This is a genomic window from Sphingobium sp. TKS, assembly GCF_001563265.1.
Taxonomy (GTDB): domain Bacteria; phylum Pseudomonadota; class Alphaproteobacteria; order Sphingomonadales; family Sphingomonadaceae; genus Sphingobium.
Map to the genome: position 1 here is coordinate 3,234,207 of NZ_CP005083.1, position 21,155 is coordinate 3,255,361.

The 21,155-nt window shown below is 62.3% G+C and carries 21 protein-coding genes; 10 read left to right on the forward strand and 11 right to left on the reverse strand.

Annotated features, from left to right (window positions below):
- Positions 1-301: 301 nt before the first annotated feature.
- Entirely contained in the window at positions 302-730 is a 429-nt protein-coding gene (locus K426_RS15985; protein WP_082748920.1) for a GlcG/HbpS family heme-binding protein, read from the reverse strand.
- 521 nt (positions 731-1,251) lie between these two features.
- Between K426_RS15985 and K426_RS15990 the strand changes: the two genes are divergently transcribed.
- From K426_RS15990 to K426_RS16005, 4 genes are all read left to right on the forward strand, one after another.
- Positions 1,252-1,590 (forward strand): hypothetical protein, encoded by a 339-nt coding sequence (locus K426_RS15990; RefSeq protein ID WP_066559117.1) that lies wholly within the window; start codon positions 1,252-1,254, stop codon positions 1,588-1,590.
- Between the two features lie 87 nt (positions 1,591-1,677).
- Entirely contained in the window at positions 1,678-2,142 is a 465-nt protein-coding gene (locus K426_RS15995) for a cupin domain-containing protein (RefSeq protein ID WP_145907352.1), read from the forward strand.
- Between the two features lie 69 nt (positions 2,143-2,211).
- On the forward strand, positions 2,212-2,661 hold the full coding sequence (locus K426_RS16000; protein WP_066559121.1) for a cupin domain-containing protein: 450 nt from the start codon (positions 2,212-2,214) through the stop codon (positions 2,659-2,661).
- A gap of 125 nt (positions 2,662-2,786) precedes the next feature.
- A complete protein-coding gene (locus tag K426_RS16005; protein ID WP_066559123.1) occupies positions 2,787-3,641 on the forward strand; it encodes a MaoC/PaaZ C-terminal domain-containing protein in 855 nt (284 codons plus the stop codon).
- A 127-nt stretch (positions 3,642-3,768) separates the two neighbouring features.
- Here K426_RS16005 and K426_RS16010 read toward each other — a convergent pair whose 3' ends face one another.
- The 10 genes from K426_RS16010 to K426_RS16055 all read right to left on the reverse strand — a co-directional run bounded on the left by K426_RS16010 (position 3,769) and on the right by K426_RS16055 (position 14,730).
- Positions 3,769-4,674, reverse strand: a complete 906-nt coding sequence (locus K426_RS16010; protein ID WP_066559125.1) for a DMT family transporter — start codon at positions 4,672-4,674, stop codon at positions 3,769-3,771.
- Positions 4,675-4,839: 165 nt separating this feature from the next.
- Positions 4,840-6,243 (reverse strand): aldehyde dehydrogenase family protein, encoded by a 1,404-nt coding sequence (locus tag K426_RS16015; RefSeq protein ID WP_066559127.1) that lies wholly within the window; start codon positions 6,241-6,243, stop codon positions 4,840-4,842.
- A 19-nt stretch (positions 6,244-6,262) separates the two neighbouring features.
- On the reverse strand, positions 6,263-7,354 hold the full coding sequence (locus tag K426_RS16020) for a Zn-dependent alcohol dehydrogenase (RefSeq protein ID WP_066559130.1): 1,092 nt from the start codon (positions 7,352-7,354) through the stop codon (positions 6,263-6,265).
- Between the two features lie 99 nt (positions 7,355-7,453).
- Positions 7,454-9,181: an N-acyl-D-amino-acid deacylase family protein gene (locus tag K426_RS16025; RefSeq protein WP_066559131.1), complete on the reverse strand. Its 1,728-nt coding sequence runs from the start codon at positions 9,179-9,181 to the stop codon at positions 7,454-7,456.
- Between the two features lie 97 nt (positions 9,182-9,278).
- Positions 9,279-10,223 carry a TauD/TfdA dioxygenase family protein gene (locus K426_RS16030; protein ID WP_066559132.1) on the reverse strand — a complete coding sequence of 315 codons (945 nt, stop codon included), beginning with the start codon at positions 10,221-10,223 and terminating at the stop codon, positions 9,279-9,281.
- A gap of 65 nt (positions 10,224-10,288) precedes the next feature.
- Positions 10,289-10,621: a 2Fe-2S iron-sulfur cluster-binding protein gene (locus K426_RS16035; RefSeq protein WP_237229816.1), complete on the reverse strand. Its 333-nt coding sequence runs from the start codon at positions 10,619-10,621 to the stop codon at positions 10,289-10,291.
- A gap of 10 nt (positions 10,622-10,631) precedes the next feature.
- Positions 10,632-11,870: a cytochrome P450 gene (locus K426_RS16040; protein ID WP_237229818.1), complete on the reverse strand. Its 1,239-nt coding sequence runs from the start codon at positions 11,868-11,870 to the stop codon at positions 10,632-10,634.
- A 153-nt stretch (positions 11,871-12,023) separates the two neighbouring features.
- Positions 12,024-12,680, reverse strand: coding sequence for a GTP cyclohydrolase I FolE (gene folE, locus K426_RS16045; protein ID WP_082748636.1), 657 nt, complete (start codon positions 12,678-12,680; stop codon positions 12,024-12,026).
- Positions 12,680-13,429, reverse strand: a complete 750-nt coding sequence (locus K426_RS16050) for an SDR family NAD(P)-dependent oxidoreductase (protein WP_066559136.1) — start codon at positions 13,427-13,429, stop codon at positions 12,680-12,682. The genes folE and K426_RS16050 overlap by 1 nt, the downstream gene beginning before the upstream one ends.
- A 44-nt stretch (positions 13,430-13,473) precedes the next feature.
- A complete protein-coding gene (locus K426_RS16055; RefSeq protein WP_066559138.1) occupies positions 13,474-14,730 on the reverse strand; it encodes an FAS1-like dehydratase domain-containing protein in 1,257 nt (418 codons plus the stop codon).
- Positions 14,731-15,075: 345 nt separating this feature from the next.
- On the opposite strand from K426_RS16055, the gene K426_RS16060 reads away from it, so the two are divergent.
- The 6 genes from K426_RS16060 to K426_RS16085 all read left to right on the forward strand — a co-directional run bounded on the left by K426_RS16060 (position 15,076) and on the right by K426_RS16085 (position 21,152).
- A complete protein-coding gene (locus K426_RS16060) occupies positions 15,076-15,516 on the forward strand; it encodes a VOC family protein (RefSeq protein WP_066559144.1) in 441 nt (146 codons plus the stop codon).
- 61 nt (positions 15,517-15,577) lie between these two features.
- Complete coding sequence (locus tag K426_RS16065; protein ID WP_237229819.1) at positions 15,578-16,735, forward strand: acyl-CoA dehydrogenase family protein; 1,158 nt, start codon at positions 15,578-15,580, stop codon at positions 16,733-16,735.
- Between the two features lie 5 nt (positions 16,736-16,740).
- Positions 16,741-17,811 (forward strand): acyl-CoA dehydrogenase family protein, encoded by a 1,071-nt coding sequence (locus tag K426_RS16070; protein WP_066559148.1) that lies wholly within the window; start codon positions 16,741-16,743, stop codon positions 17,809-17,811.
- Positions 17,812-17,824: 13 nt separating this feature from the next.
- On the forward strand, positions 17,825-19,357 hold the full coding sequence (locus tag K426_RS16075) for a class I adenylate-forming enzyme family protein (RefSeq protein WP_237229820.1): 1,533 nt from the start codon (positions 17,825-17,827) through the stop codon (positions 19,355-19,357).
- A 37-nt stretch (positions 19,358-19,394) separates the two neighbouring features.
- Positions 19,395-19,664, forward strand: a complete 270-nt coding sequence (locus K426_RS16080; RefSeq protein WP_066559150.1) for a hypothetical protein — start codon at positions 19,395-19,397, stop codon at positions 19,662-19,664.
- Between the two features lie 237 nt (positions 19,665-19,901).
- A complete protein-coding gene (locus K426_RS16085) occupies positions 19,902-21,152 on the forward strand; it encodes a sarcosine oxidase subunit beta family protein (RefSeq protein WP_066559152.1) in 1,251 nt (416 codons plus the stop codon).
- Positions 21,153-21,155 lie beyond the last annotated feature (3 nt).

Genomic DNA, 21,155 nt, shown 5'->3' on the forward strand with positions numbered 1-21,155 from the left:
TGAAGCCGATCCCGAAAAATCGCCTCGTGCCTTCCGCAGATGTCGACAACTTCAAACGCTGCACCCGCGGTCGCGGGCGGCTGGTGTTTCCTGGCATACGAATGGCCCACCGTGCCCGAAGGCAGCGGTGGGCCAAACTTTCCTCCCCAGAAAACCTCTTGTGTTGGAAGCCTGACGATCCGTTCTGGAAACCCATACCGGCTGCGCCAAGTTGGTCGGAAGTAATAGAGGTTACCCATGTACAAAAAAGACCAAGCCAAGCCGCGATGACCGGGCGGTAACCAACCATACGCGCGAGGATTTACGTTTGGGCGTTGAGCCCGGCGGCGGCGATACCACTGAGAGCGCAGATTTCGTCGTTGTCGGACGTATCACCGGTGACGCCAACAGCCCCGATCGGCCGACCTTCCGCATCAACGACAAGCACGCCACCGGCTGCCGGAATGATGCCTTGAGGCGCAATGGCGCTCAAGCTCGAAACAAAGGCCGGACGCTCCAACGCCATTTCGCCTATCTTCCTGGTCGAGAGGCCGAGGGACAGCGCGCTTGACGCCTTGCCGCACGCTATCTGCGGACGCAGCGTGGAGCTCCCGTCCTGCCTTTGAAGCGCGATCACGTGCCCCCCGGCGTCGAGCACAGCGACGGTTAGCGGCTTCAAGCCCAACTCGGCGCTTTTGGAGAACGCGCCAGCAAAGATGGCATTGGCATGATCAAGTGAGATAAAGCCCAAACCAGACTCCTCCATTAGATGTTGCGGATTACGTCTCCATGGCCCTGCCGCGCATTTTGAATGAACGAGGCGAGGGGCACGGCGACAACATGGCACGCGCCCAAGCCCACCAAGGTTCTGCCGAAAGCTTTCAATGACTAGAGGGCCACCGAGAGCTGCACCGCATCATGCGGTGACTTGAATTTGATTAGCGACTTGGTCATCTCAATCTCTTCTCCGTCCAAGATACCTCGCCTCGCGTTCGAACCCCTCCGCCACGGAAGTCCATCGCCGGACTGGGCCTGGTCGCATTTCGGGTGAGCTAGATGCAGTCTCCAAGGGAGGCTGATAAATGCTTTTTCTGCCTCGACCTGCCATGAACGCCTTAGTCGGTTCAGAGCCGAAGATGCCTCGCGCACGCGTCATGATGAGATCATTGGAAGCGCGATTGATGCGCCGCCGCCTCAAGCACATCGAAAACGCATTTATCGGACCGCCGCCACTTAGGTAACGATAACGCCATCTATAAGTGGAGGGATGTAATGGCAGCAGAGGCGATGGAGGGCGTGTACGCGCCTTCGAATGCGGCCGCGCTGACGGACCTCAGCGACGCCAGCATTTTTCATCACAATCAACATTGGCCGATCTTCGCCCGCCTACGCCGTGACGATCCGGTGCATCATTGCACCACCAGCCCCTATGGGCTCTATTGGTCGATAACCCGGTACAAGGACATCATGGAGGTTGACAGCAACCACCAGGTCTTCTCGTCGGCGAACGCGACCTCGCTCGACGAAACCCGTGCCAGAGGACTAAAGGCGCGGCGACCGCAGAAGGGAGCCCAAATCGCCGCTATCTCAAGCCTTATTCGCTGGATGTGATCAAGGGCCAAGAGAAGGCAGCCCGCGGGCCCAATGATCCCTCCTATCGCCGACCGCTGGAGGTGCCGCTGACACGTAAGCAGCAATATGAACGCCTCAAGTCAGCCCACAGCGGCGCCTGACTTACCACGAAACACAGGGATCGAAGTAGGAGCACAAAAAGTGGCCACGATGAAACATAAGGACATCTTCGCGCGCGACATTGAGTGGATCGCGGGCGACGAAGGAGTCCGCTTCGCCCAATTCCTCCTCGACCCTAATGATGCCGAGGAGTCTCCTGCGGTCATCCTGGCCAAGTTCGAGCCCGGTGAGGAAATCCATCCTCATACCCACGCCTGCAACTACCTGGAATACATCGTTCAGGGATCGCAAAAGGTCGGCAAGATCAATTTCGAAGCCGGGGACGTCCGCTGGGCTGCGGCCGGCACAGGCTACGGCCCGATCAAGATTGGGCTTGAAGGCTGCACGGTGCTGATCGTGTTCGAGACCGCTTCGAAATCGGCGCCGATATTGCTCGGCAAGGCTCGAGGATTGGCCGCCGCGGCCCAGTAGGACACCGCGCCGCGAATTCAGGGCGGTAGTACATTACAATGAAAACGGTCTGGCAGAGAAGGATAGATCATGGACCCGCGCAGTTTCTCAACACTTCACATTCATAGCGACGAACTTCCTTGGATCGAGTTCGTGGGTGGCGTCCAAGTGCGCATTCTCCATGCCCGTCCCAGCGAGGATTTCATTGTCACCCAGATCAAGGCCAGCCCAGGCGCCGAAAGCGGACTGCACCGGCATCTCGGCCCGGTCTTCGGATGGACCGTATCCGGCCATTGGGGCCATGATCGCAATTTTGAGTACCGTCCGGGCACCTACATCTTCGAGACCCCGGGGGTCATCCACAAGTTCATCGCCGGCAGCGAGCCGGTCAACGCCGTGTACATCAGTCATGGCACGCTCGAGCACATCGATCCTCAAACCCGGGAGGTCACTCAGTCGATTTCGCCGACCGGATATCTCGAGCACTATTTGGCAGCGTGCGAGAAGGCCGGTTTCGGCCGGCCAAACTTCCTGACCTGAAGGTGCTCCTTCGCCCCTCAGGGGCGCGCGAACGAACATGGCGATATCGACAGGGGTGCGCGAAATGGCTTCAGCATTCGCCGATCGCCCCCTTGTTCTGCCTGCCCCCCAATGGACAAACCGCCATGCCAATTGACTATCCTGCAATCCTGGGGATCAGGGAGACTGCCCGGCGCTTCGCATACACCGATCGTGACACCATGCTCTATGCCTTGGGCGTGGGCATGGGCGGCCAACATAAAGACGACCGTGAGCTCGATTTCGTCTACGAGAAGAACCTGAAGGCCGTGCCGACGCTGGCGACCGTCGTAGCTTGGGGCGCCGGCGTGCCGACCGAAGAACTCGGCGTCGATTACAAACTTGTTTTGCACGGGGAGGAGCAGACATTCTTCCACAAACCGGTACCGACGGCGGCAACGATCCTTGCCGACAGCCACATCGCGGAGGTGTACGACAAGGGCGAAGGCAAAGGGGCCATCATTGTCCGTGAGACAGTGCTACGCGACGAGAGCGACGGACAGCCCATTGCCACATTGCGCCGCATGCTGTTCGCCCGCGGCGACGGCGGTTCTGGTGGTTCGAAAGAGGCTCCGCACACGCCCCATAATCACCCTGATCGCGAGCCAGATGTGATCTTGGAGTTTCCCACCGCACCCAATCAGGCCACAATCTATCGTCTCTGCGGCGATCGCAACCCCCTGCACATCGAGCCAGACCGCGCTAGGACGGCCGGGTTCGACAGGCCGATCCTTCATGGTCTCTGCACATACGGCTTTACTTGTCGCGCCGTCGTCGAAGCCTTCTGCGATTTTAATCCAGAACGTCTTGCAAGTCATCAAGCCCGATTTTCGTCACCCGTGTTTCCTGGCGAAACCCTCCTCGTCCGGCTTTGGCAGGAGGGCAATGTCGTATCCTTCGAAGCTGATGCGATCGAGCGATCGGCGAGGGTCATCAGCAATGGCAGGTCCCAGCTCCGGTAGTGGAGCGCCTGCCCGCTCCCTGGTCCGCACACATCCCAATACCCGGCGCAAGCGAATCCGCATCGGAAGCTGCCGGACCCCGAACAGCGCTCCGGTTCGCTTTGCACCATTGATGACGCACCCAGGCCTAACCTGTGGGCAGGATGGTTTCGGCCGACTCCCGACCGGTCCGTCGCGTTTCACGCCATGCAATGACCAATCCGGCCACAACGATCAGCGGGGCGCCGAGATACAGTGCCGAGTTCGGCAGTCTTTCCCAGATCAACCAGCCATAGAGCGTCGCCCAGAGTAGCTGGGAATAGTCCATGACGATCACGCTGGTCACCGCGCCGTAGCGGAGCGACGCCGTGGTCAGAAGCTGCCCGAGTGCACCAAAAACGCCGAGCGCAACCAATAGTCCCCATTCAACCGCGCTATGGCTCTGCATGTAGAAATGCATCAGCGGTGCCGTCAGCAAAGTGCCGAACAGCGAAAGCCAGAACACTATCCCCGCCACACTTTCCGTGCGCGCAAGATCTCGCACCTGAAAATTGATGAGCGCGATCAACAGAGCGGCGAAAAGCATCAACCCCACACCCACTGACGCCACCTGCTCGCCATTGGGCTGAGCGACGATGACGATGCCCGTGAAGCCGAGAACCACCGCGAACCACTGCCAGGCACTTACCCTTTGCTTGAACGACCAGGCAGCCAGAAGGACGGCAAAGAGCGGTGAGGTAAAGCTTAGCGTCGTGGATACTGCCAACGGCAGCAGCACTGTGGCAGTGAATATCAGCCCCATTGTGGTCGTGCTGATGATGGTGCGCACCGCATGGGTTCCCGCACGCTTGGTCCGTATCTCTGCGAACCGGCCTGTAGCCGTGAGCCATAGTATAATCAGAGGAAAACAGGCCGCTTGCCTCCAGAACATGATCTCCGGGACCGAGATGCCCGATTCCCCACAATATTTGACGAGCATGTAGACGGTCGAAGAGACAACCACTGCGCAGAGCCGCAGGAAGAGCGCATAGAGCGGTCTTTCAGTCCGTTCCATAATCACTATCCCTCCGCGCGTTGGCGGTCTCGCCAACACCGCCGACGAGACCGCCAACGCGCGGCAAATGAAATGGCGCGTCATCCGACGCATGACGGCCGGTATCGATAGCGACGCATGTGACGGATCACGAACGATCTACGAACCGCGGTCAGCAGGAGTCCGCTACACCTTCGCGATGTTGATCACCTTGCCTTGGGTGAAGGCCTTCAGCCCCTCGACGCCCTTGGCACGACCGATGCCCGACTGCTTCGCCCCGCCGAACGGCACGTCCATCGGCCCGTCCAGGTGCTTGTTGACCCAAACGGTTCCAGCCTGGATGCGCAGCGCGATCTCCATGCCGCGCTCGACATCCTTGGTCCAGATCGTGCCACCCAGGCCATACTCACTGTCGTTGGCCCGCTGGACGACGTCGTCGATGTCATCATAGGCAAGAACCGGCATCACGGGTCCGAACTGCTCCTCGCGAACCAGACGCGCGTCGTCCGGCAGATCCCGGACGATAGTAGGAGCGATGAAATAGCCGTCACGGTCGAGACGGTCGCCTCCCACAACTACCGTGCCCTTGGCCTTCGCGTCGTCGATGAGCTCCAAAACCCTCTCATACTGCTGCTTGTTCTGAACCGGCCCCATCTGGGCACCCTGCTTCAGTCCCTCGTCGACCACGACCTCGCTGGCGAGCCGCGCCAGCTCGTCGCAAAGCTCGCCATACATTGTACGCGGCGCGTATACCCGCTTCACGGCGAGGCAAACCTGACCGGCATTCATCATGGCGCCATCGAAAACCCGGCGGGCCACCTCCTTCACGTCGGCGTCATCGAGGATGATTGCGGCGTCGTTGCCGCCAAGTTCCAGAAGTAGCCGCTTCAGCGAACCAGACGCGCTCTCCATCACGCGGCGACCGGTCACGGTGGAACCGGTGAAGCTTATCATCGCGACGTCCGGGTGCCTGGAAAGGGCCGCACCGAGTTCATTGGCGTCGATCACGATGTTCAGGACGCCGGGGGGCAGGATGTCCGCAACGATCTCTCCAAGCAACGCGCCAGTCAGCGGCGTCGACGGAGCGGGCTTCGCTACCACCGTGTTCCCGGTGATGAGCGCCGGAGCGACCTTGTTCGCCAGCAGCGCCAGCGGAAAATTCCAGGGGACAATCGTCGCGACCACGCCGAGTGGCGTGCGCTGCTCCACGATCTTCTCCTTCTCGTTGTCCCTGATGACCTCCAGAGGAAGCTCCTGGTCCGCGAACCATCGTAGTGCGCTCACGGCGCCGGCCACCTCGCCCTGGGCCTGTCGAAACGGCTTCCCTTGTTCCTGGACAAGCAGAGTGCCGACCTCCTCAGCCCGGGCCTGGAGGGCTTCAGCGACCCTGTGCAGATAGGCGCGACGCTCTGGATAGGTCAGGGAAGACCAGGCCGGGAAGGCTCGCTTGGCCGCCGCAACCGCCTGGTCCAACTGGGCCGCATCGGCCCGCGCGCAACTCGCGAACGAAGTGCCCGAGGCGGGATTGATCACATCGAGGGTCGACGCGCCTTCCACCAGCTTTCCGTCGATCAGCATTCGATAAGTCATCGGAAGTCCTTCCAATCGATCAGAACGAGGTGATGACGGAGCGCGCGATCTCGCCTTGGAGCAGCTCCTCGTAGGCCTCGTTAATCTCGGCGATGTTGATCTCGCGCGAGATCAGATCGTCCAGGTTGAGTTTCCCCTGCAGGTACAGCTGAGCGTAAAGCGGGATGTCCCGCTTGATGTTGCTCGACCCCATCTTCACACCCCGGATGGAGACCTGGCTTCTAAGCAGGTCGGCCGTGACGTTGATCTCGATCGGCTTCTCAAGGGGATGCATCCCGATCATGTAGGCGGTGCCGCCCTTCCGGACCATCTTGATCATCTGTTCCGAGGCGACCTTCATGCCCACGACCTCGAAGGCGTGGTCGACACCGTCGGGGACCAGTTCCCGTACTGCAGCTATGGGATCGCTGGTGGTGGAGTTGATGAAGTCCGTTGCACCGAACTTCGCCGCGAGCTCGAGCTTCTTGGGCTGGATGTCGATTGCGATGATGCGGGAGGCTCCGGCGAGCGCGGCGCCCGACACGACGTTCAGGCCGACGCCGCCGATCCCGACCACCACCACCGTCTCGCCCGGCCGGACGCCCGCCGTATTGATGGCGGCGCCCGCTCCCGTGCAGGTGCCGCAGCCGAGCAGCGAAGCCTGCGGGAACGGGAGTTCCTTGGGAACTTTCGCGAGCTGGTTCTCATGGAGGAGCGCCCGTTCGGCGAACGCTCCCATGCCGAAGCCCTGAGTGACCGCCGCTCCCTGACGCGTCAACCGAGCTCCGTCATCCGCTCCGCGTTGCGTCTCCTCAGGATGGGAGCAAAGGTAGGAGCGTCCACCGAGGCAATCCTCGCAACGACCGCAGAACTGCAGGAGTGACCCGACCACATGATCGCCAACCGCAAAGTCCGTCACATCGGGCCCCACAGCCTGAACCACTCCAGCCAGCTCATGGCCGAGAACCGCAGGGAGTGGCATGCCAAAGTTCGTGACCGCGTAATTGTGATCTGAATGGCAGAGACCTGAAGCCCTGACCTCAACCAGCACTTCCCGGCCTATCGGCTCGCCAATCTCGATGTCTTCAACCTGAAAGGTTCCGTCCAGGGCGTTGAGAACCGCTGCTTTCATCGTCTTTCCTCTTCCTCATTGCTCCGATGGCCGCCTGATCCGGTGGCGAGCGGGCTTCTGTTCAATCTTGTTCGGGGGCTGTTACGGACGTTAGTCCGCCTACTCTGCCGCCACGGCCGATGACGTCCGGCCGCCGCGGATGAGCCGACCCGGCAATTCGCCCGTCGACCGTCCATGCCGGTAGGTCACGACACCAGACAGAATGGTCGCGTCATAGCCGACCGCGTGCTGCGTCAGGCGCTTGCCTCCGGCTGGCAGATCGTGACTGATCCTGGGAACCTCGAGCTCGAGCCGCTCCATGTCGATCACGTTCAGATCGGCCTTGTATCCGGGCGCAACTAGGCCGCGATCCGTAAGGCCGATCGTCTCGGCCGGGAGGCGGGTGAGAGCCCGCACGGCGGCCGGGAGGCTAATGCCGGAGTGAGCGCCGCCGCCGACCCATTGAGTGAGGATGTAGGTCGGATAGGCGGCATCGCAGATCAGGCCGTAGTGGGCGCCGCCGTCCCCAAGACCGAACAGCGCCCCCGGCGTGTCGAACGCCTCGCGAGCACGCTTAATATATTCTTCGATCACCGGGGCGGCCGGCGCGTAGAGTATCGCATGCCCCTCGTCGCGCAGCAGCTCGTCGAGGATCAGATCCTTAGGATCGACGCCCATCGCCGCGGCGCGCGCGACAATCGTCCGCTCGGGCGGCTGGTGGTATTGGGGCGGATTGCCGAGGGCGAACAGCGGATCGATCGCTTTCACGATCTGGACGAAGAACGGGTTGGGATCCTCGGGCTCCTCGCTGAGGAGCTGCCGGCGGAACTCTGGATCTCGAAGGTGGCGGACCTTCTCATCAAGGGGAAGATGCGCGATCGATCGGTAGCTGGGGCACAGGGAAAACGGATGGTAGCTGAGGTCGAGGCCGAACAGGACCCCGACCGGTCGGGGATAGAACTGGCCGCTCATGCCTTTGCCCACACCCCGCTCCGCGAGCAGATTGAGGTAGGTGCCGAAATTCGCCGGGCGAGCAGCATTCTGCAGCATACTGAACGTCAACGGCCGTCCGGAGACCTCCACCAGCCGCTCCATCACGGAGAACTCATCCTCAGCAGATTCCGCGCTGTTCGGTATCAACTGGAACAAGCCACCTTCAGCGTCCCTCAGCCCCTCGGCCAGCGCGACCAACTCATCTTCCTGCGTAGGCACCGAGGGGGCGAATTCGCCCGAGCGGAACCGATGCCCAAGGTAGCGCGATGTCGAGACGCCCATCGCGCCTGCCGAGACGGCCTCCGCGGTCAGACGTCGCATCTTTGCCAGATCGTCAGTAGTCGGCGGCTCAAGGTTCGCGCCCCTGTCCCCCATCACATAAACGCGAAGCGGCGAGTGCGGCAGGAAGGCAGCGAAGTCGACATCCGCGTGTCGGCTGTCGAGAAAATCCAGATACTCGGGGAAGGTCTCCCACTCCCAGGGGATGCCCTCGGTCATTACGACTTCGGGAACGTCCTCGACCCCCTCCATCAGCTTCATCGCGATTTCCCGCTGGGTGTCGCGGATGGGCGCGAAACCCACGCCGCAATTGCCCATCACCGCGGTGGTGACGCCGTGCCCCGATGACGGCTTCAACGTGTGTTCCCACGTCACCTGCCCATCATAGTGCGTGTGGAGATCCACGAACCCGGGCGTGACGACACGTCCCGCAGCGTCCAACTCCTCCGCGCCGGTTCCCGTGAAGCGCCCTACGGCCGCAATCACGCCGCCCTTGATGGCGACGTCGCCGGGGAACGGAGCCTGCCCGGTCCCGTCGACGATCAAACCGTTCCTGATGACGATATCATATTCCATGTCGTCTTCCTCCAGGGGCTCCAAAGGCATCAAAGCGAGAGCCGCCTGGCCACACGCGCGGTGCGAGCCCCCTCCAACAGCTTCACCGACGCGCACATCAGTCGATGGCCTTCTTCGCCGCGAAACTTCCCTCGATCGCGGGATCGAGATACCGGCCGAGGGCGTAGTCGCCCGCGATCGTCGTGCGCTGAGCGTGGCGGAAGTCTTCGAAGGGATGGCCGCGCGCGGAATGCAGAACCCTCCAGTTATCCCAGACGATCAGGTCTTCCGCCTGCCATTCGTGAATGTGCGCGAAGCTCTCGTCCAGGAGATGCTGGGCGATCTCCTCGAAGAGTTCCTGGCTGTCTTCCCGGCTCATTCCGAGCACGTGGTCGGCATACATCGGCGAGAGCTTCAGGATCTTCCGACCGGTCGCCGGCTGCGTAATCACCATCGGATGCACCGTCGGCGGGAAATCCGCCCTCATGGCGGCGTCGTTCCGGCCGCTCGACTGGTCAATGACGCCGGTCGGGAAGCAAATCGGGTTTGCCTTGGCCCGGTACTGATAAACGACCTCCAAGCCCTCCAGCCGATCCTTCAGATTCTGCGGCAGCCGATCATAGGCGTCGATTGCGTCGATGAACCCCGTCTCTCCGTTCTGCGCCGCCGGCACGAGCATTCGGAGGACCGCCCCTCGGATGATCCGCGGCGCGAAAGCCTGGTCCCAATGCCAGCCGATGAAGCCGGCGCGCGGCTCGCCATGGAACAGTGCCGCGTTGCGCATCTTGTCCGCGTCACCTGGCGTGTACTTCAGGTCCAGGAGGTAGGGGTTGCTCTTCGCGTTGAACTCCTTCTTGACGGAGACCTCGGGCGTGCCGAAACAATGGCTGAGGCGCATGTGCCCCTCCTCGCTATCGTTCGCGCCGCGGAAGAGAAGCAGCCCGGACTGCGTCCAAGCATCGACGATAGCCTTACGGTCGTCGTCGGAAATGTCTCTCCGCAGATCGATGTCGAAGGCCCGTAGGCCGAAACCTTCTGCAGTTTTCTCAAATCTCACCGCCACTTGGCATCCTCCTAACTCCGGCGTGCTCCCAGGTCGTCGCACTTAAGGGCTCACTTGCCCTGCGCTCAGAACTGGGCAGCGGGCATCCGCAGGACCAACCCGTCCCAGTCGGACTGGAAGTTGATCTGGCAGGCCAGCCTGCTGTTCTCCTGCGCGCCTTCCGCAAGCTCGAGCATCTGCGCTTCGTGGGCGCTTGGCCCGCCAACCTGCTCGCTCCACGCCTCGTCCACAAAGACATGGCAGGTCGCGCATGCCGCCTGGCCACCGCAATCGCCGTCGATACCCGGGATGTTATTTCTGATAGCGACTTCCATCGCGGACAGGCCGGTCGGCGCGTCAACAACGTGCTCCGCTCCGCTCGCTTCGATATAAGTGACTTTGGGCATTTTGACCTTCATTCCCCGGAGGCTAAGCGTGGATACGGACCGGAAGGCTGCGCACCCCCCGGACACTGCTCGAATGCGCGAACTGCGGGGGTTGGGTGACCTCGATCCTGGACCAGCCTGTAGCGAGGATCTCCTCGAGCAGTATGCGCAGCTGCATGTCGGCAAGGCGGTTGCCGAGGCAACGATGGATGCCGAAACCGAAGGAAAGGTGGTGCCGCGGATTTTCCCGATCGATGATAAACCTGTCCGCATCGCGAATGGCGGTCTCGTCGCGGTTGCCCGAGATGTACCACATCATGACCTTGTCACCTTTGCGGATCGTCTTGCCGCCTAGTTCGTAGTCCTGCGTGGCGCGCCGACCCTGCGCCATGATGGGCGTATGGCAGCGGATGATCTCTGAGACGGCGCTATCGATCATGGCCGGATTAGCCTTGAGCTTCGCCCATTCTTCCGGATTGTCGTGGAACGACATCACCGTCGCCGACATGCTGTTGCGCGTCGTGTCGTTGCCGCCCACGATCAGGAGGGAAACGTTGGATGCGAACTCCATGTCGCTCAGCGCCTGCCCTTCGGGCGAGTGCGCCATGATGGAGATCAGGTCAGAGGCAGGCTCCTGCGCCCTCCGCTCGTCCCGGAGCATCAGGAACGTCCGCGCCATCTCTTTCAGTTCCTGATCGCGTTGCTCCCAGGAATCAACCACCCCGTCGCCAGGCACACCAGCGATGATGTCGGACCAGCGCTTGAGCCGCAGCCGTCCCTCCGACGGGAAGCCGAGAAGCGTGGCGAGCATCAACATCGTCAGCTCCACCGAGACAGTCTTCGCCCAGTCGAACTCCTCGCCGATAGGCAATGTGCCGAGCACGCCTCGCGCCCTTGCGCGGATGAGATCCTGGAACTTGACGAGATTGCTCGGCGCCAATGCCGGCGTGACGATCTTTCGCTGCGTATCGTGACCAGGCGGATCCATGTTCAGGAAACCGCCGATCGGCGTGGCATCGTCGCCCACGCCCTTCGCCCGGACTTCGTCCAGAGACGTGGCTCCCGCAGAGGAGAAGACACCGTGGTTACTGTCAACCTCAACAATGTCCTTGTATCGTGTCACCGACCAGTAGGGTCCGTAGGGACTCTTAGAGCAATAATGCACCGGATCCTCACGCCGGAGGCGCTCGAAGATCGGTCCCTGCAGGTTCTGAGCGAAGATCGCCGGATCGCTGACATCGAGGCCCTCCGCCGGCAGGACATCAAGTGCTGCATCTTCCATAAATCGACTCTCCATGGCGCTTCTCTTAGTTCGAACGTTGATTCAGGATTACCTGTAGCACCCTGCGGCGAGTAATGCGTTTTTGGCGAACAGGGCTCCAAGGCACACGAATGAGACCGAGGGTCCGTGCCTGCCGTGCCTTAGCACCCGGCGTCAGTATCCCATCAGACTCAGCACCTCCCTGCGGCTCGACTGATCATCGAGGAAGGTGCCCATCAGCTTCGATGTCACCATGGCTACGCTCGGCGTGCGGACGCCGCGCCCAGTCATACATCCATGGTGCGCCTCGATCACCACGGCCACGCCTTGGGGTTGCAGGTTCTCCCAGATGCATTGAGCGACTTCGGCCGTGAGGCGCTCCTGGATCTGCAGGCGCCGGGCATATCCGTGCAGCACCCGCACCAGCTTGGAAATGCCGACGACGTGATCGCGTGGAAGGTAGGCGATCGCGGCCTTGCCGATGATCGGCGCCATGTGGTGCTCGCAGTGCGACTGGAACGGGATGTCCTTGAGCAGCACGACCTCGTCGTAGCCCCCGACCTCGTGGAACACACGGCTTAGGTGAATAGCGGGGTCTTCCAGGTAGCCTTGGCAATACTCCTTCCAGGCCCTGCCGACACGTGCCGGAGTGTCCAGCAGACCCTCACGGCCCGGATCATCGCCTGACCAGCGGATCAGAGTGCGGATCGCGTCCTGGACCTCGCTGGGCACCAACAGTTTCGTCGGCGCGGCATCGCCGTTGGAAGCTGCCGAACGGCTACCGATGCGCTCGTCTGGTCCGGTAATGATGAAGCCAGTCTCAAGCCGCATCACAGACTTTGCCCGCCGTCCACGGTCAGCACGGCCCCTGTGACGAAGCTCGCGCGCCTCGACGCCAGAAACGCAATCGCCTCCGCCAGCTCCTCGGGACGGCCACGACGCCCAAGAAGGCTCTCCTGCACTGTCGCGATGTCGGTCCTCTTGACCCCACGGTTGTCGAACCAGCCCGCACGAACCGCGTTGGAGCGGACTTGGTAGCGCCCCTCTTCTCGCGCGGTCACCGCCAGCAACCTCTCGGCCGCAGCCTTGGGCGCCGCCGAGAGGCCTCCCCGCGGCTCGAGACGCGCGCCTTGGTAGGTCGTAACTCCGACGATGGCGCCAGCGCATTTGCGCAGCTCTGGAAGCGACGCGTGAAGGAGGTTGGTTAGGCCGAAGACGTCAATCTCGAAGATCCGGCGCCATTCCTCGGGTGGCACCTGGCTGACGAAGTCGTATCTCGGCTTGCCTCCAGGCGCGTATACCAGGGTTCCGACCCCGCCGAAAAGACCGGCGGCCCGTTCGATGCCCCGTGCGACCGACGCCGGATCGAGCACGTCGATCTCGACTGCATCCGCCTCTCCCGAGGCAGCGCGTATCTCATCTACCAGCTCCTGAGCCTCGTCGCGTGCCTTCCTGTATGAAACCACGACGCTCGCGCCCTGCTCGGCGAGCTTGGCCGCTATCGCGCTACCAAGACCGCCACTGCCGCCGACCACGAGCGCCGCGCCCGGTGCGAACAGCGATGAACCTACTTTATCCATGATCCCCTCATCAATTTGCAGTGCCGAACGTAGATCCTGGGGATCTAGCCGTTCCTCCAGTCGTCTGCGCGATGTACCGTGGGCTTGGCAGGCGGGGGCAGCTTCGCCAGTCCCGTCTCGCGCGAGGCGACGAGGATCGTGGCGGACCCGCCGATGTTCTCCTCGCCGCGTTGATTGATGCCGACCAGATCCACTTCGATCGCGGGGCCAAGGACAGGGTCCACTCTGACTTCGGTCACGACGCCGTGGATCCAGGTCGTATCGCCGATGTAGTTGAATTTTCGCAGGTCGTACTTGACCCGATAAACCCAGGCATCATCGCCGGCGATATTGTTGCAGTAATGGTTCAGCATCGCCTGTCGCATGACCGCGACGTCGTAGATCGCAGCGACCCCGACCTCCTTGACCAAGCCGGCTTCCCAATGAACCCTCTGGATTGCGTCCCAGGCGTTGAATTCATTCCTGGAATAGAAGCCCCGCAGGAGCTTCCGACTCTCATACGCAAGCTTGAACGGGGGAGCGCCGTACGAATACCAACCCGCGCCCATGAACAGGTTGATCAGGTCGGTGATCGTCAGCGGCCCTTTGACCATGGTGGGAAGCTGCGTCCCGACGGAGATGTCCTCGATGAACCACGTGTCCGATCCCCGCCGGTATTCCGCGTCGTAGGCCGCGTCGATGGCCGCGAGATCCTCGTCGGAATAGTTCGTCACGATCGGCTCCGCCTTCTTCCGGGGCCGATCGCCCTCGTCGGATGACCGCCGTCGCTCGATGTGCACGAAGGTCTCCGTGCCCTGCACGAGAACGACGTCGTCATCGTTCCAATAGCTCTTGCCGTTGTCGACGACGACGGACTTACCCCCGAAGCTCGACGTCTTGCCCTGAACGTCCTCCACATACTTGGACACGTACAGCCGCTGCCCGCCGGTGATGGGGGCGTAGTAATAGTTCTCGCCACCGGAATGGAAAAGCTGGACCCCGCGCAAGGCTCCCCGCGTCTCGCGCTCGAACTCCGGCTCCATCTTCTTGGGCCGCTTGAGGCCCATGGTGCCTTCGAAGCCCAGTGGCGCGATGCTCTCTCCCCAGCGCGTACCCTTTGGATAATCCTCGTCGATGAAGAACGGATTGTCGCTGCCGCCGTGGATCACGAAGCGCCGGAACGCGTCGTAGGACGCATAGATGTTATGCGGCTTGTCCAGCCACCCGGGACGCAGGGTCGGATTGGGGAAGCCGATGCGTCGGCGCATCATCGCGACCGACTCGTCGGTGATCTGCCCGAGGATCATGCCTTCCGTCGCCATTCCCAACTCCCAGTCTCTCTACGGCTTACCGACGGAACACGTGGCGGTTTCCCGAGACCCAAACCTCGAAGGGAGAGCATCGGAACCGGCTGTCCGCCGAGGTTAACGCCGACGATAAGGGCAGGTGGACCGCAGGCCGTGAAGTGCGTGCTTGGTCCGTCCCGAGGATTTTTCACACTAATTGCCTGGGATGCCGCGTGCAACAACGCTCACCGGCTGCAGCTAACTGAGCGCCCCGCCCGCGACCCCAAGTCGCGTTCGGCCGTGAGCTCGACGGAAAAGGCCATGCGAAGCGTGTGTCGAGGGCTCCATGCCCCGGCGGTGGGTAGGATGTGAAAGGGCACGATGAAATATCTCCACACCATGATGCGGGTGCGAGACCTCGACGAGTCGCTCTCCTTCTACCGCGATGCGCTGGGACTGGAGGAGATGGAGAGGCACGACGTCCCGGCGGGCCGCTTCACCCTTGTATTCCTCGCAGCACCGCAGGACTCGGACGCTGCTCGGGCCTCTAGGTCACCGATGATCGAACTCACCCATAACTGGGACATCGAAGCCTACTCAGAAGGGCGCAACTTCGGACACGTCGCCTTCGCGGTCGACGACATCTACGCCACTTGCCAACGCCTGCTGAACCACGGGATCGTCCTTAATCGTCCCCCGCGCGACGGCAAAATGGCATTCGTTCGTTCGCCCGACAACATCTCAGTGGAGCTGCTGCAATCGGGCATCCCGCTCCAGCCGCAAGAACCATGGGCGTCCATGCCCAACGTCGGATCGTGGTGATCCCCCCGCCATCGCGCGCAACTCTTGGTGAAAAATGGACCTAGGCTACTCAAATGACGACATGGCGTTCTTCGAGGAGGTGCAAACCTTCCTGGACGCCTCGTGGAAGGCTCGCCTTCCCGCCAACGGCAGGCCAAGCGCCGAACTGGTGCGCGAATTCAGGCTCCTTGCCACTGAAAGGGGCTATCTCTACCGCGCCATCCCCAAGGCGTACGGGGGCTCCGAGCAGCCGGCAGACCCAATGCGCGGGCGGATCATCCGGGAGTGCTTCGAGAAGGCCCGGGCGCCGATGGAGGTTCCCGGGGCGGGCATGTCCATGCTGATCCCGACTTTGCTGGAACACGGGACCGAAGATCAACGGCGGATGTTCATTCCGAAGACGATCCTCGGGGAATATCGCTGGGCGCAGGGGTACTCGGAACCGGGCGCGGGCAGCGATCTGGCGTCCCTCAAGACCAGCGGCCGGCTGGACGACGGACGGTGGGTCATCAACGGCCAGAAGATCTGGACCAGCCAAGCCTACAGCGCCACCCACATGTTCGCTCTCGTGCGGACGGAACCCAAAGCAGGAAAGCACGCCGGCATCTCCTATCTGCTGCTCGAACTAGACCAGCCCGGCATATCCATCCGCACGATCCATCAGATCACGGGACAGTCCGAGTTCTGCGAGGTGTTCTTCGAGGACGCTCACACGCCGGCCGACTGGATCGTCGGGACGCGCGGCCAGGGCTGGCAGATCTCGAAGACCACGCTCAAGCACGAGAGGAGCAACATAGGGGGCGTGCGAACTCTGGGGCTGCTGGAGTCGCTGTGGCGGCTGGCGCGGAACGTGGAACTCGACGGCAGACCCGCTGCCGAAGATCCCCAGATCCGCGAGCGAATGATGGTCCTCGAAGGCTATGTCCAGGCTCAACTGTGCTGCGGCTACTACCAGTTCGCGCAGGCGGTGGCCGGAGGGTCCGCCGGAAGGCTTCCGCTGCTCAACAAGATCGCGGGAACCCGCATCGCGCTGGAGATCGCACAGGTCGCTCAGGACATACTTGGTGATCGCGCGCTTGAACTGCCGAACCATGGCGGGGTCACCCGTCGGGATCCCGCGCAATGGGTGAACCAGATCTTCGGATCCCTGGCGCTCTCCATCGCCGGAGGCGCTTCCAACATCCAACGCAACATAATCGCCGAGCGCGGCCTCGGCCTCCCGAAGGACGAGGCGGTATAGTCCCCATGCATTTCGACCTAACAGACGAGCAGAAGCAATTCGCGGACGCGATCGAGCGGCTGCTGGCCGACAAGCTCAGCGGAAACATCCTCACCCGCATCGACGAAATCCCCTCCGTGACGGCGGCGCTCGACGCCGAACTGTCGGCACTGGGAGTTCCGGCGATCCTCACGGACCAAAGCCACGGCGGCCTCGGGATGGGGCTGCTCACGCTCTCGGTCGTGGCGGAGGCGCTCGGCCGCCATGCCGCCCCCACGTCTCATATCAGGAACGCGGTCGGCGCGTGGATCGTCGCGGAGTGTGGCTCCGAACGGGTCAAGAACCTCTGGCTGGACAGGTTGCTGGCGGGTGACGCCAAGGTCGCGTTCGCCTTCAGCGAGACGTCCGACATCTGGAGCCCCGACGAGTGGCGGATGACGTCCGCGCATGATGAGGTTACGAAGCGCTGCGTCGAAGGGGCGAGTGATGCGGACCTGTTCATCATCGGCCTTGAGGACGGCCTCTTCGCAGTGCCGAAGGAGGCCGCGCAGGCGCACGTCAGCGATTATCCGCCGCTTGATGCCTCGCGGCCTCACGCCAGCGTGACCTTGCAAATGGCTGGCGCCGAGGCGGTCGGCGACCGCCAGGCCGCATGGCGCCTCTACGACGCCCTCATGATCCTGGCGGCGATCGACGCCGCGGGCGCCGGGTCCGCCGCGTTGGAACTGTCGGTCGAATACGCCAAGAGCCGAGTTCAGTTCGGGCGCCCGATCGGAGCCTTCCAGGCGATCAAGCACGCCCTCGCCAACATGGCCGTCGACATGGACCCCGTCCGGTACTTCTGCTGGTTCGCTGCACATGCATGGGACACGCCAGCGCCGGAGGCGCCCTGGTCGGCGGCTTTGGCCAAAGCTCACGCCACGGACGTGGCGGTCAAGACCGCCCGGGCCGCCGTCGAGGCGCACGGCGGCATTGGATATACCTGGGAATATCCGCTGCACCTCCTGCTCAAGCGCGCGATGCATGATCGGATGACCCTGTCCTCATCCAATCGGCTGCGCGCGCGGGCGGCCACCCTTCCCCGGCCCCTGACCTGAGGACGATCACACCATGACGGGCAATGCCGCCGACCGGATGAGGGACAACCTCAACGCCATCCTCAACATCGCACCCGAGCAGGAAGCGGTCGAGCTCCGCCGCCAGTGGTGGACATGGGGCGACCTCAGGACGCGGAAGGAGGCAATCGAGGCAACGATAAGTGACGCCGGGCTGGGCTTCGACACCCGCATCGGCGTGATACTGCGTAACCGGCCCGAGGTGATTCCGGCCGTCCTCGCCGCGGTGACTACGGAGAGGTGCCTTGTAACGCTCAATCCCACCCTTCCGGACGCCGCCCTCCACACCGACATATTGAAGCTCAAACTTCCGGTGATCATCGCGTCCTCAGTCGACTGGGCACGTGGCCTAGTTCGGCAGGCCGCCCTCGAGACTGGCGCTTTATGCATCGAGGTCGGCGACGAGGTGTCCGGGTCCGTGAAGGTAATCCAGGCCATTTCCAGGAACCGCGAGACCGATTCTCCGACCGTGGCGCCCGGCGTGGCGGTGGAGATGCTGACGAGCGGCACAACCGGCCCCCCGAAGCGTATCCCGCTCAAGCGCGCACGCTTCGCCCAGTCGATACTCGGCGCCGCGAAGTTCGAGGCCGGTCGAAGTGCGGACGACTCCCCACGCCTGCGCCCGAGCACCCAGCTGCTTCTGACCCCCTTCGCGCACATCGGAGGTCTTTTGGCCCTGCTCAACGCGCTGCTGGCTGGCCGGAAGACCTGCCTGCTCGAGAAGTTCGAGGTGTCGGAGTTCCAGGACGCGGTTAGGCGTCACCGGCCCAAGGTGGTCCAGACGCCGCCGGCCGGGCTCGCGATGGTTCTTGCCGCAGGTGTCCCGAAGGAGGATCTCTCCAGCCTGGTGGCGTATCGCACGGGTGCGGCCCCGCTCGACCCCGCCCTCGCCGACGAGTTCTGGAAAACCTACGACATCCCCGTCCTCCAGAACTACGGCGCCACGGAGCTCGGCGGGGTGGCGGGATGGACTCTGGACGACTTCAAGGCGTTCTGGCCACAGAAGCGCGGCGCGGTAGGGAGGCTCAACCCCGGAGTGGAAGCCCGGGTCAAGGCCGTCGACGGCGACGAGGTGCTTGCGCCAGGCGAAGAAGGCATCCTGGAGCTTAAGGGATCCCAGATCGGCGATCCGGAAACCTGGGTGGCGACGACGGACCTTGCAGTCCTCGATACGGAAGGCTTCCTTTGGATAAAGGGCCGGGCAGACGCGACGATCATACGCGGCGGCTTCAAGATCCAACCCCAGTCCGTCGCAGATGCAATTGAACGCCACCCTTCGATCCGAGAGGCCGCAGTCGTTGGCATCCCAGATCAACGGCTTGGTCAGGTGCCAGCTGCCGCGTACGCGCTAAAGCCGGGTATGACGCCGCCTTCATCAGACGATCTGCGCAAGTTTCTCCGCGAGACTCTACTACCTTATCAGATTCCGACCGATTTCATCGAGGTCGAAGAGCTGCCACGCACGCAGTCCATGAAGGTAGGGTTGCTAGCGGTACGGGAACTGTTCGAAGGACGGGAGGTCAAATGAACTGGGAAGGTGACAAACTATCTGCCCGGGTCGAGCTGTGCTGACTGGTCTCACGATCTTCAGCACCACGCGCGCCGATGCCAGAAGACCCGACCTGCTGGATGCAGATGGCAACATGATAGATCCAACGCAGTTGATGCTGATCTCCTTTCAGAACATCAAAGACTCCAACAGCGGTTTTGAGGTTGACCCAAACAGTCTGGCAGCCGTGTTTGGTCCGGGCTATCGGTTCCGACATATTAGGATCGAGGAAACCTACGGTCCGCCGACTTTTGGGGCGATGGACAAGTTTGTAAAACCTAAGTAAGCGAATTCGATGAAGGTGATCGCCTCGCCTTCACTCAAGCATGACCTAAATAGTCCAACTGCCTCCACATCTTCAAATCCATCGACAGCAAGGCTCACCGAGAGCCATTTTGTTGGGCGCATAGTGTATGCGCCTTCCTCGCTTCTAGCTGTCATAAGGTGTGAAACCGGCGCGATCATACAACGAAATGGCCCAATTATACTTCGCGTAGACTGAGTTTTCAGCGAATGTCGCGTCATGAAATTCTCGGCTCTGACACTCCTACGAAGCGCACTTGATAAGCAGGCCAGCTATCCCCACCAGTGGCGGAAGGCCGAACCGCAGCAATCGTATGACGTTGTCGTCATAGGCGGTGGAGGCCATGGCTTGGCCACGGCCTACTATCTCGCGAAGGAGCACGGGATCACCAACGTCGCCGTCGTGGAGAAGGGCTGGATCGGCAGCGGCAACACTGGGCGAAACACCACCATCATTCGGTCGAACTACCTGTTCGACGAAAGCGCGGCCCTCTACGATCACGCGTTGCAACTCTGGCGCGGCCTAAGCCAGGAACTGAACTACAACGTCATGTTCAGTCCGCGCGGCGTCCTGATGCTGGCGCACACTGTGCATGACGTCCAGACGATCAAGCGCCACATCCACTCCAACAAGCTTAACGGCATCGACAACGAGTGGCTGTCGCAAAAGCAGGTCGCCGAGTTCTGTCCCGGACTCAACATGTCGCGCGATGTCCGGTATCCGGTCGTCGGCGCCGCCCTCCAAAGGTCGGGCGGTACGGCGCGCCACGACGCAGTCGCCTGGGGCTATGCACGCGCAGCGAGCGGCATGGGCGTCGACATCATCGAGAACTGCATGGTGACCGGCATTCGGCGAGGTTTCGACGGAGGGGTCACCGGCGTCGAGACCTCCCGCGGCTTCATCGCAAGCAAGAAGGTCGGGGTCGTCACCGCCGGCCGAAGCTCACAGGTCATGGCGATGGCGGGCTTGCGGCTGCCCATCGAAAGCTATCCCCTGCAGGCTCTCGTCTCAGAACCGACCAAACCGGTCCTCGATTGCGTGGTGATGTCCAGCACGGTGCACGGCTATGTCAGCCAGTCCGACAAGGGCGAACTGGTCATCGGCGCGGGCTCTGACGCATATGTCGGCTACGGGCAGACGGGCAGCGCGCACGTCACGGCCCAGGCGATCGAGGCGGTCTGCGAACTGTTCCCCCAATTCGCGCGGATGCGCATGCTGCGCAGCTGGGGCGGCATCGTAGATCTCACCCCGGACCGGTCGCCCATCATCGGCGAGACGACGGTGCGCGGGCTCTACGCAAACTGCGGTTGGGGCACCGGCGGCTTCAAGGCTACGCCGGGCTCCGGCCACGTCTTCGCCCACACCCTCGCCACAGGCAAACCACACCCGATCGCAGCCCCCTTCTCGTTGAACCGCTTCGTCACCGGGCGGCTGATCAACGAGGCAGCGGCGGCTGCGGTCGCGCACTGAGAA